Origin of the sequence: Glycomyces sp. L485 (assembly GCF_022548875.1) — a bacterium.
In the GTDB taxonomy this organism is placed as follows: Bacteria; Actinomycetota; Actinomycetes; order Mycobacteriales; family Micromonosporaceae; genus Glycomyces.
Genome location: NZ_JAKZEW010000007.1, coordinates 282 through 13,377 on the forward strand (window position 1 = coordinate 282; position 13,096 = coordinate 13,377).

General features: G+C 69.2%; 9 protein-coding genes and 1 pseudogene. 8 read left to right on the top strand and 2 right to left on the bottom strand.

What is annotated here, in order from left to right; translation table 11 throughout:
* Nucleotides 1-246 precede the first annotated feature (246 nt).
* Entirely contained in the window at nt 247-948 is a 702-nt protein-coding gene (locus L0U85_RS05955) for an SDR family oxidoreductase (RefSeq protein ID WP_241376842.1), read from the bottom strand.
* A 348-nt stretch (nt 949-1,296) separates the two neighbouring features.
* On the opposite strand from L0U85_RS05955, the gene L0U85_RS05960 reads away from it, so the two are divergent.
* The 8 genes and pseudogenes from L0U85_RS05960 to cimA all read left to right on the top strand — a co-directional run bounded on the left by L0U85_RS05960 (nt 1,297) and on the right by cimA (nt 11,877).
* Nucleotides 1,297-3,912, top strand: a complete 2,616-nt coding sequence (locus L0U85_RS05960; RefSeq protein ID WP_347177369.1) for a DNA translocase FtsK — start codon at nt 1,297-1,299, stop codon at nt 3,910-3,912.
* A 984-nt stretch (nt 3,913-4,896) separates the two neighbouring features.
* The gene (rimO, locus tag L0U85_RS05965; protein ID WP_241376844.1) at nt 4,897-6,345 is read left to right on the top strand and encodes a 30S ribosomal protein S12 methylthiotransferase RimO; all 1,449 of its coding nucleotides are present in this window, start codon (nt 4,897-4,899) and stop codon (nt 6,343-6,345) included.
* Nucleotides 6,342-6,923 carry a CDP-diacylglycerol--glycerol-3-phosphate 3-phosphatidyltransferase gene (gene pgsA / locus L0U85_RS05970; protein ID WP_241376845.1) on the top strand — a complete coding sequence of 194 codons (582 nt, stop codon included), beginning with the start codon at nt 6,342-6,344 and terminating at the stop codon, nt 6,921-6,923. Before rimO ends, pgsA begins: the two co-directional genes overlap by 4 nt.
* A gap of 89 nt (nt 6,924-7,012) precedes the next feature.
* A pseudogene (locus L0U85_RS21135) lies at nt 7,013-7,237 on the top strand (helix-turn-helix transcriptional regulator); the annotation flags it as partial.
* A 322-nt stretch (nt 7,238-7,559) separates the two neighbouring features.
* Nucleotides 7,560-8,417 carry a PspA/IM30 family protein gene (locus L0U85_RS05980; RefSeq protein WP_277605447.1) on the top strand — a complete coding sequence of 286 codons (858 nt, stop codon included), beginning with the start codon at nt 7,560-7,562 and terminating at the stop codon, nt 8,415-8,417.
* Between the two features lie 13 nt (nt 8,418-8,430).
* Nucleotides 8,431-9,225, top strand: coding sequence for a hypothetical protein (locus L0U85_RS05985; RefSeq protein WP_241376846.1), 795 nt, complete (start codon nt 8,431-8,433; stop codon nt 9,223-9,225).
* Between the two features lie 17 nt (nt 9,226-9,242).
* Nucleotides 9,243-10,031 carry an LPXTG cell wall anchor domain-containing protein gene (locus L0U85_RS21140; protein WP_241376847.1) on the top strand — a complete coding sequence of 263 codons (789 nt, stop codon included), beginning with the start codon at nt 9,243-9,245 and terminating at the stop codon, nt 10,029-10,031.
* A 241-nt stretch (nt 10,032-10,272) separates the two neighbouring features.
* On the top strand, nt 10,273-11,877 hold the full coding sequence (gene cimA / locus L0U85_RS05995) for a citramalate synthase (RefSeq protein ID WP_241376848.1): 1,605 nt from the start codon (nt 10,273-10,275) through the stop codon (nt 11,875-11,877).
* 59 nt (nt 11,878-11,936) lie between these two features.
* Here cimA and L0U85_RS06000 read toward each other — a convergent pair whose 3' ends face one another.
* Complete coding sequence (locus L0U85_RS06000; RefSeq protein WP_241376849.1) at nt 11,937-13,079, bottom strand: hypothetical protein; 1,143 nt, start codon at nt 13,077-13,079, stop codon at nt 11,937-11,939.
* Nucleotides 13,080-13,096: the final 17 nt, after the last annotated feature.

Here is a 13,096-nt window from a genome sequence, read left to right on the forward strand (position 1 = left end):
CCTCATATTCGGGCCCCGGACCGCCTGCCGCGCAACACAACACGAGCAAAACTCACCCGCCAAGGACACCCCGCCCGGCACGCACCCGACCCCCGCAGCGCACCCCGGAAAGCCGTCCACCTCTCCGTCGCCGCCGCCCTTGGCGCACAACAACCATCCACGTGAGAGTGGCCGCCAGCGCCCAAGGGCCATTTCCGGCCTCCCCACGCGCGCCACCAGCCAGGGGGGACGGCGAATCGGGGCTACTCAGGACTTGGGGCGGATCGGCAGCGGGTTCGGCGGTTCGACCCGCATGTCGTTGACCACCATGTCCGCCGGTGCGTCCAGCACATCGGCGACGACCTTAGCGATCGTCTCCACGCTCGTCGCCCGCTCGGGGTCGTAGTCCGAGCCCATCTGCTCGCGGACGCTGCGCTGCATGTCAGTATCGAAATGCGACGGGTACAGGCTGGTCACCCGCAAACCTGCGCCCCGCTCCTCACCGCGCAAGGCGTCGGCGAGGGCCTTCAGGCCGTGCTTGCTCGCCCCGTACGAGCTCCAGCCCGGACCGGAGTTGAGCCCGGCGCCGGAGTTGACGAACACGATGTGCCCGTCGGAGGCCCGCAGCGCCGGCAGCAGCGCTCGCGTCAGCTCCGCGGGGGCGATCAGATTCACCGCGAGGGTCCGCTGCCAAGCCTCCAGGCTCTGGCCGCTCACCGGTGCGACTTCCGCGATTCCAGCATTGTGGACGAGCGCGTCGAGTTCTTCGATGCCCGCCTCGGCGACCGCGTCCTCGATCGTCTCCGGTCGCGACAGGTCGATCACGAGCCGCCTCTCGCACGGCACCCCTACGAGAGCGGCTTCGCTGCGGGCGTGTGCGATGACGGTGTCCCCGCGTGCGCTGAACCGCTCGGCCAGGGTTCGCCCGAGCCCGCGGCCGGCTCCGGTCACCAGAATCGTCTTCGGCATGCGACCACATTAGTCGGGACGGCCGTCTCTCCTCGTGCCGGCGAGCGGGTGCGTGCGGGCGGTAACGTATGGGGCATGATGGCCAGGACTTCCGGGGCGCGCAAGGCCGCCCGCAAGCGGACCGCGAGTTCCGCGCGGCGGTCCGGCGTCTCCAAGAAACCGGCGAAGAAGGCGGCCAAGAAAGCGGTCAGGAAGACCGCGAAGGCGACCCCGGCTCAGCGCGGCAAGTCGACTGCGGCGCGTCAGGCCGCCAAGAAGCGTCGCGCCGACGCGATCCCCGGCCCGGTCGAGGCCGTCGGGCTGGGCCTGAGAGGACTGTGGATCGGCACCGCCCGCGCCACCGGCTGGATGGCGCGATCCGTCGGCAAGGAGGCCGCCACGGCCCGCGAGATCGACCCCGCCCACCGGCGCGACGGCCTGGGGCTGATGCTCATCGCCGTCGCGATCGTGCTCGCCTGCGCGGTGTGGTTCGACGTGGCGGGCCCGATCGGGGAGCACTTCGCGTTCGGCCTCGACTGGGCTTTGGGTCTTGCGACCCGTGCGCTGCCTGTCCTGCTCGTGTTGTGGGGCCTGCGCGTCATGCGAAAGGAGCCGCCCGAGGACGCCCACGGCCGCGGCCTGGTCGGCTGGACGGCGATCTGGCTGTCGAGCCTCGGCTTGCTGCACCTGATCTCGGGGCTCCCGAACGACATGGGCGAGCGAATGGTCGCGGGCGGCCAGATCGGTTGGATCGTCGGCGGCGGGCTCGCGCTCGGCGTCTCGGCCTATGTGGCCTTCCCACTGCTGGTCCTGCTGCTGCTCTTCGGCGTCCTGGTGGTGACGGCGACGCCGCTGAACGAGGTCCCTGGCAAGATCGTCGGACTCTGGGAGCTCGCCACCGGCAAGGTGGAGTCGTATGAGGGCGAAGACGAGGACGGCGACGCGGGGAAGCGCGCGCGGCGAACCAGCGAGGCGGCCAAGCGCCTCAAGGAGGAGGAGGCCCGCAACGTCCACCGCGCCACCACCGTCCTGCCGCGCCTGGCGCCCGAGGAAGTCCCCGAACTGAGCTCCGACGCGCCCGCGGACCACAAGTCCGCTCCGGCCGAACCTGAACCGAAGCCTGAGCCGCCGAAGCACACCTCCCCGCCCAAGCGCGTCGAGCAGCCGACCCTCTCGGAGGGATCGGCTGCGATGGACGGCGACTACCGGCGCCCGCCGCTGAAGCTGCTCAAGGCCGGTGCGACCGCGAAGAAGCGCTCGAAGGCCAACGACACCGTGATCGCGGCCCTCCAGGAGGTCTTCGAGCAGTTCAACGTCGATGCCGCCGTCACCGGCTTCACCCGCGGGCCCACCGTCACCCGCTACGAGATCGAGCTCGGCCCGGCCGTGAAGGTCGAGCGGATCATCCAGCTGTCCAAGAACATCGCATACGCGGTCAAGAGCTCCGACATTCGCATCATCAACCCGATCCCGGGCAAGAGCGCGGTGGGCGTGGAGATCCCGAACACCGACCGCGAGGACGTGGCCCTCGGTGACGTCCTACGCTCCCAGGTCGCGCTGTCGGACGACCACCCGATGATCGTGGCGCTCGGCAAGGACATCGAGGGCGGGTTCATCCTGACGAACCTCACCAAGACCCCGCACATGCTCATCGCCGGCGCCACCGGAAGCGGTAAGTCCTCATGTATCAACGCCCTGCTCACCTCGCTGCTCATGAGGGCGACGCCTGAGCAGGTGCGCCTGCTGCTCATCGACCCCAAACGAGTCGAACTGACCAACTACGAAGGCATCCCGCACCTGGTCCACCCGATCGTGACCCACCCGAAGAAGGCCTCGGACGCGCTCCAGTGGGTGGTCAAGGAGATGGACATGCGCTACGAGGACCTCGCGAAGGCCGGCGTGCGGCACATCGACGACTTCAACCGGAAGGTCCGATCCGGAGAGATCAAGGCCGAGCCCGGATCGGACCGCGAGATCCGGCCGCACCCGTACCTGCTGGTGATCGTCGACGAGCTGGCCGACCTCATGATGGTCGCCGCCAGGGACGTCGAGGACGCGGTCGTGCGCATCACCCAGCTCGCACGGGCCGCCGGCATCCACCTGGTGCTCGCCACGCAGCGGCCCTCGGTGGACGTCGTCACCGGCCTGATAAAGGCGAACGTGCCCTCGCGGCTCGCGTTCTCGACCTCCTCCCTGGCCGACTCGCGGGTCATCCTCGACCAGCCCGGCGCCGAGAAGCTCGTGGGCCGCGGCGACGGGCTATTCCTCCCCATGGGCGCCTCGAAGCCCGAGCGCATCCAGGGCGCCTGGGTGAGCGACGACGAGATCGAGGCGGCCGTGGAGCACTCGCGCGCTCAGATGGAGCCGCAGTACCTCGAAGAGGTCACCGCCCCTCCGGGCGCGAAGAAGGAGATCGACGCCGAGATCGGCGACGACCTCGACTTGCTGTGCCGGGCGGTCGAGCAGGTGGTGACCACCCAGTTCGGCTCGACGTCGATGCTCCAGCGGAAGCTCCGGGTCGGCTTCGCCAAGGCCGGACGCCTCATGGACCTCATGGAGACGCGCGGTGTCGTCGGGCCCTCTGAGGGCACCAAGGCCCGCGACGTCCTCGTCAAACCCGAGGACCTCGACGGAGTCATCGCCTCGATCCGCGCCGATTTACGGCCCCTCGCCGAGGTGGGGAAGGCTAGGAGAAGTCGACCGTCAGCTTGTGGGTCTCCTCGCCTGAGATCGGCATGCTCACGCCCTCGGACGGCCACTCGATCGGGCCCTCGGGGGCGAATTCGAGATCGAACTCCAGAGCGTCGGCGGCGATGTCGTAGGTCAGGTCGTAGTACCGCAGCTCACCGTCGTCGCCCCAGTCGTCGGTGTCGTAGTCGACGTTCGACGCCTTCAGCTCGCCGTCGGGCCCGGAGACCTTCAGCGTCTTCTCGGGGTCGATGTCCCAGACCAGGTCGTTGCCGGAGCGGCCCCACACGAAGCTGATCGACAGGACCGCCCGGTCGAGCTCGGCGACCCATCCCTCGCCGGGGGAGTACACCGATCGGGTGGCGACGAAGTTGGTGCTGTAGGGCCAGTCGTTGACCGAGTACTCGTAATTACCGCTCACGGTGTACGCATCGACCGAGTTCTCGACGTACTCGGTGGTCACCTCGGTGCGCGAGCCGTAGTACAGGCCCTGGACGAGGTCGGAGCGGGTGCGGGCCCGCAGGTCGATCGACTGGGTGCGCTCGGAGTCGGTGACCGTCAGCGAGATCGGGGCGTCCGTCTCCGCGACTGCGAAGTAGGCCGAGCCCGGGGCGGGGACCTCGCCCTCGAAGGACCACTCCTCTTCACCGACGGCGAGCACCGCCTCCAACTCGGTCTGCGAATCGGCCTCGTAGAGGCCCTCGGCGCCCGTCTCGGGGGCGAACTGCACCATCATGAACTCGTGGCCCTCGGCGGGCGGATACAGGTTCACGTCCTCGCCGAAGAGGTACTCGAGCTGGAAGGCCTCGGGGATCTCGGCGAACGAGGCCACGCATTCGACGCGGACCGCGAAGTGCGCTCCGATGAGCGTGCCCTCCTCGTCGGCCAAGCGCGAATCGTCGCCCTCGGGGCACATCGAGACGGGGATGTCGTCGGCGGAGATCGTGTATCCGGTGCGGGTGTTCAGCGCGCCGGTCGGCGCCTCGCCGCAGGCGCTCAGGCCGAGCGTGGTGAGGGCCGCCAGCGCCACGGCGCAGGTGCGCCGGAGGGTGTTCGGGCGGGCAGGGGCGATGCCGATGGGGGACATGGGGCAAGCCTAGGACACCGTCGCCATCGGTGACGAGCCATCGTACGGCAGGGTGGGCCACCGCGCGGAATCTTCGCCACTATTCCGGCATTTCGGGCTCGAGTCGGAGAGGTCTGCCACTTTACCGGGTGGTTTCGCTGTGGCCCCCGCCGCCGCCCGAGCGAAAGCGCTGCCCCGGTAGGTACGCTTTTCTGGTGTCTTCAGCTCAACCGGCGGCCAAGAGCGTCGCGGTACTCACGCTCGGCTGCGCCCGCAACGAGACCGACTCCGAAGAACTGGCCGCCCGACTTGCGGCCGGCGGCTGGCGCATAACCGACGACGGCGAGAATGCCGACGTGGTCATGGTCAACACCTGCGGGTTCATCGAACAGGCCAAGACCGAGTCCATCGACGTGCTGCTCGACGCCTCGAACACGGGCGCGAAGGTCGTCGCCACCGGGTGCATGGCCGAGCGCTACGGCAACGAGCTCGCCGAGAGCCTCCCCGAAGCCGACGCCGTGCTCGGCTTCGACCACTACCCCGACATGGCCGCCCGACTCGACGACATCCTCGCCGGACGCGAGGTTCAGTCGCACCAGCCCACCGACCGGCGCAAGCTCCTCCCGCTCGCCCCCGCCTCCCGGCAGGGCACCGCCGCGGTCGTGCCTGGTCACTCCCGCGCCGAGCAGGCCAGCGAGGCCGCCGACGTCGACGGGGCGCCCGCCCACCTGACCGTGCTCCGCCACCGGCTCTCCGAAGGGCCCGTCGCGAACCTCAAGCTCGCCTCCGGCTGCGATCGGCGCTGCACGTTCTGCGCCATCCCCTCGTTCCGAGGCTCGTTCGTCTCCCGGACCCCCGAGGAGATCCTCGCCGAGGCCGCCTGGCTCGCCTCCGACGGTGTCAAGGAACTCAACCTCGTCTCCGAGAACACGACCTCCTACGGCAAGGACCTCGCCGACCCGGCCGCCTTGGAGCACCTCCTCGAAGGCCTCGCGGCGATCGACGGCATCGAGTGGATCCGCCTGTCCTACCTTCAGCCCGCCGAGCTCCGGCCGGGCCTGATCGAGGCCATGTGCCGGATCGACAAGGTCGTCCCGTACTTCGACCTGTCCTTCCAGCATTCCGCCGCCGAGGTGCTCAGGCGCATGCGCCGCTTCGGCTCCACCGAGTCGTTCCTCGCCCTGCTCGAGCAGATCCGCGAGCGAGAACCGCGGGCCGGCGCCCGCACCAACGTCATCGTCGGGTTCCCGGGCGAGACCGAGGAGAACGTCGAGGAGCTCATGGGCTTCCTCTCCGAAGCGCGGCTCGACTCCACCGGCGTGTTCGCCTACTCAGACGAGGACGGCACCGAGGCCGTCGCGCTCGACGGGCACGTCGAGGAGGACGTCATAGCCGACCGCCTCACCCGCGTCTCGATGCTCGTCGACGAACTCGTCAGCCAGCGCGCCGCCGACCGCGTCGGCGAGGTCATGTCCGTCCTGGTCGAATCGGTCGAGGACGACGGAGTGGACGGCCGGGGCGCCCACCAGGCCCCCGAGGTCGACGGTTCGATCGCGCTGGTCGGCGAGGTCGACGGCCTCGAAGTCGGCGATTTCGTGACGGCGAAGGTCGTCGACTCCCACGGTGTCGACCTGGTCGCCGAGGTCGTGGAGGAGTCCTGGTGAAGTCTGAGCCGCGCCCGGTGTCGCCGTGGAACATCGCCAACGTCGTGACGGTGGCCCGGATCTTCCTCGTACCCCTGTTCGCGGTGTTCGTCATCGTCTCCGGCATGGAGCACTCGGGTTGGCGGATGCTGGCGTGCGCCCTGTTCGTGTTCATCTCGGCGACGGACTTCGTCGACGGCTGGCTGGCGCGTTCGCGCGGCCTGGTGACCGAGTTCGGGAAGCTCGCCGACCCGATCGCCGACAAGGCCCTCATCGGAACCGCGTTGGTGCTGCTCAGCTTCTACGACGCTCTGCCGTGGTGGGTCACCATTGTGATCCTCTTGCGCGAGTTGGGCATCACCGCCCTGCGCATGGCCGTCCTCAGGCACGCGGTGATCGCGGCCGGGCGCGGCGGGAAGCTCAAGACGGTGCTCCAGATCGTGGCCGTGGCCTGGTACCTGTGGCCGTGGCCCGAGCCGCTCGACCTCGTGGGCCCGGTCCTGATGGGGGCGGCGGTCCTCCTGACCGTCGCCACGGGAATTGATTACCTCTGGAAAGCCTTTGAATTGAGGAAGAGCGAGCCGGGCGGAACGCGCTAGGCTTGCAAGACCCACATAATCTGGACCAAGTGACGGCTCCCGAGCTTCGCGGAGGCGGGGAGAGCGGTAGCGGCGTGGAGGAGAGTTCGATGGTGTTGTTGCGGGAACTTCTGGGAGAGACCCTGCGTCGGCGCCGCCGCGCCCAGAAGCGGACGCTTCGCGACGTCTCCAAGCAGGCCAACGTCAGTCTCGGATATCTCTCGGAGATCGAGCGGGGCCACAAGGAACCGTCGAGCGAGCTGCTCGCTTCGGTGTGCGGGGCACTGCAAGTGCGTCTCAGCGAGGTTCTGGCCGAGGTGTCCCTCGAGGTCGCGGCCCACGAGAAGCAAGACGACGCGACGACGTCCCAGGGGCGTTCGGTCGCGGTCCTGCCGCTGCCGCGCGAGGTGGAGAGCGCCGAGGAGCAGCCTCGCCGGCGCCGTCACGCGCTGCCGACCTCGCCCACTTCCATCTCCCAGGTGCGCACTCGTCACCGTCGTGGCGAGGTGACCGATTCGGTCGTCCGCGCGGCTGCCTGAACGCGACCGATGATGTAGTTTTGGCGATTGAGGCGTCACCCTGTCGCACATAGTTGGCGGGGGTGTCCGACACTATAGAGAAGTCGGCGTTGCAGACATCACCGAAGGGACCCCGATAATGGCCAATCCGTTCGTCAAGGGCTGGAAATACATGATGGCGCTGTTCGGCGCGAAGATCGACGAGCACGCCGACCCCAAGATCCAGATCCAGCAGGCGATCGAGGAAGCGCAGAAGCAGCACCAGGTGCTGGTTGGGCAGGCCGCCTCGGTGATCGGGAATCAGCGCCAGCTGGAGATGAAGTTGAACCGCCAGATGGCCGAAGTGGAGCGGTTGCAGGCGCAGGCGCGGCAGGCGCTGGTGCTGGCGGACAAGGCGCGCGCGGACGGCAACGAGGCGAAGGCCCAGGAGTTCGAGTCCACCGCAGAGGTTCTCGCCGGTCAGCTGGTCTCCACCGAACAGTCCCTTGAGGACATGAAGACGATGCACGACCAGGCGCTCAACGCCGCCGACCAAGCCAAGAAGGCCGTTGAGAACAACCAGATGGTCCTCCAGCAGAAGCTCCAGGAACGCACCAAGCTGCTCGGCCAGCTGGAGCAGGCCAAGATGCAGGAGACCATCGCATCGTCCCTGGAGTCGATGTCGCAGACCGCCGCGCCGGGCAGCGTGCCGAACTTCGACGAGATCCGCGACAAGATCGAGGGTCGCTACTCCAACGCCATGGGCCGCGCCGAACTGGCGGGCAACTCGGTCGAAGGCCGCCTCCTGGAGGTCAACCGCGCCACGCGTGACATGGCCGGCGCCTCCCGTCTGGACCAGATCAGGGCCTCCCTCGAAGGCGATCAGCTCTCCGGAGCCGACAAGTCCGCCCCGGCCGTCAAGTCGAAGGAGTCGGTCACGAACGACCGCCTCGCCGACATCCGCGCCAGCCTGAGTGAGGACGAGGGCACGGCCGAGGCCGACTCCGCCAAGAACTAGGAAAAGGAACCCCGTGGACGCCAAAGCCCGCAAACGCGCCGAACGGCGCTTGCGGGCTCGGCTGTCGTCGGCCAAATTCTGGACGTCGGTCTCGGGTGCCACGGTCGCCGGGGCCGCGTTCTTCGTCCCCTATGGCGGCGTCGTCGGATCGGACGGGATCTGGGTCGTCGCCGCAGGCTTCTCCACCGCGCTGGCGGTGGTGCGCGCGCTCGACTACCGGCGCCTCGCCCGAGCCATGCCCGCCGAGCGCGACTCTCTCGAACTTCACGGCCCGTCCGGGCTACGGCAGGAGGCCCGCGGGTTCTTCGGAGAGGCCGCCGACGCGCTGCGCCGCGGCCGGATGCGCTCGCAGTTCCGTCGCAGCGCCGCCCTCGGCCCCTACCAGCGCCTTGAGCGTGCCAGCGTCACCGCCGAGCAGCTTGCGCAGCGCCTCGAGGGCAACCCCGAGGCTGCTGACGCCCTCGCCGGGGCGGCGAAGGCCGGGCCGGAGCTGTTCCGGCTGGCGCTGACGATCCGGGACGTCGAGCAGGCGGTCAAGATCGCCTCGGGCCCCAGGCAGGCCGCGCTCAGGGCGGACCGCGACCGCCTCGTGGAGCGGCTGGAGGCCGGGGTGAGCGCCTATGAGGACATGGTCGCCGCGGCGGGGGAGTGCCTGGCAGGCTCGGTCGGGCTCCGCGAAGCCCTCGCTCAGCATTCGGACGAGACTCTGGAGACCCTCACCGATGCCGCGGATCGGCTCCGGGCCGCCGGCGACGCGGCCAGCGAGATCCGAGGCAGGATCCAACTCCAAGAACGTGAAATATCCTAATTTGATCTAATTCAGGTGTGAAAGCTCTATTCTTGCGATCCGCCGCCCTCACGGTCGGCCTTGTCCTGATGACGGCCTCGCCCGTCGGCGCCGTCGCGCTCCCCGACGAACCGTTTCTCATGTATGTCAAGGACCATCCCGATCTGTCCATGGCCTGGACCGACGACGGGGCACGGCTGACAGCCGAAGGCGAGCACTGGACGTTCAAGTCCGTCGAGCCCGGCCAGTCGGTCGAGCCCGGCCAGTCCGTCGAGCCCGGCGAGGCTCCCGAGCCCGTCGAGGTGCTCGAGCTGCTCGAGCCCGTCGAATCGGTCGACCCGACCGCGTCCTTCCGGTACGCCGGCGACCACCTGATCGTCCGCGAGGCCGACGGGCAGTGCCTCGGTGCGACTCCGATGGCTGCCGGCGGCACGACCGCTCCGGTCGAGCTCGTCGACTGCGCCGTCGCCACCCGGTGGTCGGCGGTCTTCGACGAGCGACAGTCCCACCAGGACTGGCGGTTCATCACACCTGATGGCTACTACCTCGGACTCGACCGGCTGACCGAGGCGCTCGGCACCGAGGTCCTCGTCAAGGAGGTGCCCAGCAGTCTCCACAACCAGGAGTGGCTGCTGGCTTCCATCCCCGAGCAGGCGGTGTCGCCGCCTGCGGACCCGGCACCGCGGGCCGACCCCGTCGCGCAGCCGAGGCTCCCGCAGACCGGAATCGGCATCGCGGTCGTCGCCGCCGCCGGGATCGCCGCCGTCGCGGCAGGCGCGGTGTTGACCCTGTGGTGGCGCCGCCGGGTGATACGCACCCAGTGGTGACACGCCACGTCCCACATGGCGGGAATTGCTGGCTCGGGATGAAGACCGGTGGCATACTTCCAACCGTGACCTTCCAGCTCATTATTAGCTGCGGGCGCCTGGCGGAGCACCGGCACTAGATGCCGTCGTCGAGCGCCAGACCTCCTGCGTCCGCAGGGGGTCTTTTTCGTTGGGGCCAAGTGATCGTTCAGGCCGGCCCCGCCGCGGCAGAATCAGAACCTGAAACACTCTGGAGCACAACGTGACGCAACCACACACCGTCGAAGAGTTCCAAGTCTTCGACACCACGCTCCGCGACGGCGCGCAGATGGAGGGCCTCCGATATTCGGTCGCCGACAAGCTGGCCGTCGCCGAGCTCCTCGACGAGCTCGGCGTCGACTACATCGAAGGCGGCTGGCCGGGGGCGCTCCCCTCCGACACCGAGTTCTTCGCCCGCGCCGCCGAAGAGGTCAACTTCAAGCACGCCAAGCTCGTCGCATTCGGCATGACCCGCCGCGCCGGCACCACCGCCGACGCCGATCCGGGCTTCCAGGCCCTCCTCGACTCGCGCGCCCCCGCCCTGTGCCTGGTCGCCAAGTCCGACATGCGGCATGTCGAGCAGGCCCTGCGCACCACCCCCGAGGAGAACCTCGCGATGATCGCCGACTCCGTCCGCGCCGGACGCGAGGCCGGGCGCGAGACGTTCATCGACTGCGAACACTTCTTCGACGGCTTCCGACACGACCCCGACTACGCGACCCTGGTGGTGCGCACCGCCCTCGAAGCGGGTGCCGAAGCGGTCGTCCTGTGCGACACCAACGGCGGCTCCATCCCGTCCGACATCACCGCCGCCGTCACCGACCTGCGCTCCCGGCTCGAAGCCGTGCTACCGGCCGAGCGCGTCCGACTCGGCATGCACGCCCAGAACGACACCGGCTGCGCCGTCGCCAACACCCTCGCGGCCGTCGAAGCCGGTGTCATGCACGTCCAGGGCACCGCGAACGGCTACGGCGAGCGCCCCGGCAACGCCAACCTGTTCACCGTCATCGCCAACCTGGACACCAAGCTCGGCATGAGGATCCTCCCCGACGGCTGCCTGGAGAAGCTGACCCGGATCTCGCACGCCATCGCCGAGATCGCGAACATGACCCCCGACGAGCACGCCCCTTACACCGGGCACGCCGCCTTCGCGCACAAGGCCGGCATCCACGCCTCCGCGATCAAGGCCGACCCGACGCTGTACAACCACATCGAGCCCGAGGTAGTCGGCAACGACATGCGCATCCTCGTCACCGAGATGGCCGGCCGCGCCTCCGTGGAGCTCAAGAGCCGCGAGATCGGCGTCGACCTCTCCGGCGACAAGGAGACTCTCGACCGGATCACCAAACGCGTCAAGGAACTGGAAGCGAAGGGTTGGTCGTTCGAGGCCGCCGACGCCTCTTTCGAGCTGCTGGTCCGCGACGAGGTCTCCGGCGGTCTGCCCAGGCCGTTCACGCTCGACACCTACCGCGTCATCGTCGATCACGACCCCGAGGGGGCCACGGTCGCCGAGGCCACCGTCCGCCTCGACGTCGACGGCGAGCGCGTCATCGCCACCGCCCAGGGGAACGGCCCGGTCAACGCCCTCGACGCGGCGCTCCGCAGCGCCCTCGCCGCCCGGCACCCGCGATTGGCCGAGCTCGGCCTGTCCGACTTCAAAGTCCGCATCCTCGCCGGCTCGACCGGCACCGACGCGGTCACGCGCGTCCTGGTCACCATGGGCGACGGCGAGTCCGAGTGGACGACCGTGGGGGTTGCGCCCAACCTCATCGAGGCCTCGTGGAACGCCCTCGCCGAAGGCCTGGCCTACGGGCTCAACCGCCAGTAGCGCAAGCGAAAAGCGGCCCCCGCACCACAAGCGCGGGGGCCGCTTCTCGCTTGGAGTCCTCAGTCGAAGACGGCCAGGCGCTTCTGCACCGTCTCCCCGCCGCCGAACGTGGTGAACGTGCCGCCCACGGCGATGTTCGAGCCACTGGGGTGGGTCTTGAGGTCCCACACCCCGATGACGCCGTTCGCGCCCGGGTTCCACGGCAGCAGGCTCCCGTCGCGGTCGACCGCCAGGATCTTGCCCTGGTCGGCCAGGACGCCGTCGACGCACTCACCGCTGGGGCCGGACCTGTTCGTGACGCAGGCCCGGTCGAAGTGGCCGCCGGCGATGACCGTGTCGCCCCAGGCCGTGACGGCCTGCACACCGCCGTCGACGCCCTGGTACCACAGAGACTCGCCGGTGGTGTCGAACGCGCGGAGCTCGCCTCCTCGGCCGTCCAGGGCGGCGTAGACGCGGTCGCCGTCAACGTCGATCTGCCGGGTGAGGACGTACACGATCGCCTGGAAGCTCCGGTCGAGCGCCCCTGTGGACGGGTCGAACGCCGCGAGCTTTCCGAACTTCTTGTCGTCCTCCGCGTAGGAGAAGCCGCCTGAGGCGTACAGGCGCCCGTGCCCGGATTCGAGATCGCGCACCGCGCCTTGCTGGACGATCGGTGCGAACGAGTCGATCGGAGCCGCGTCGGCGGCGCTCACGGCGGCCAGCTTCGGCTGATGATGGCCCCCGACCGAGGCGAAACGCCCGCCAAGATAGACCCGGTCGCCCTCCGGCTCGACGGCGAACACCGTCGCCGACGGGTTCGGCCGCCAGGCGGTGTCGAGCAGGCCGGTGGCGAGATCGAACCTGGCGAGGCGCGGCATCGAGACGTCGTCCACGTGCTTGAACCGCCCGGAGACGTAGAGGTAGCCGTCGTCGGCGACCACGTCGTACACCTGCCCGTCCAGGACCGGCGCGAACGGCAGCAGCTCGCCGCTGGCGGAGTCGACGGCCGCCAGGTAGTGGCGGCGCGAGAAGGACCCGTCGACGTCGCGGGCGCGCGTGAACTTCCCGCCCGCGTAGACGACGTCGCCGTCGTAGGCGACCTTGCGGACGTCGTCGTTGAACCAAGCGGTGTCCCGCGGAAGGTCGGAGTCGACCGCGCCTGCCGGAACCTGGGTGACGAGCACCAGGGCGAACAGTGCGAAGAGCGTGATCAATCGGCGCATCCCGGCAGTGTCGCACG

What these genes read in the sequence shown, in the direction of transcription:
- L0U85_RS05980 (WP_277605447.1), top strand. Translation starts at nt 7,560, where the DNA reads ATGGCCAATCCGTTCGTCAAGGGCTGGAAATACATGATGGCGCTGTTC.
- L0U85_RS05960 (WP_347177369.1), top strand. Translation starts at nt 1,297, where the DNA reads ATGGCGCGATCCGTCGGCAAGGAGGCCGCCACGGCCCGCGAGATCGAC.
- L0U85_RS06000 (WP_241376849.1), bottom strand. Translation starts at nt 13,079, where the DNA reads ATGCGCCGATTGATCACGCTCTTCGCACTGTTCGCCCTGGTGCTCGTC.
- L0U85_RS05955 (WP_241376842.1), bottom strand. Translation starts at nt 948, where the DNA reads ATGCCGAAGACGATTCTGGTGACCGGAGCCGGCCGCGGGCTCGGGCGA.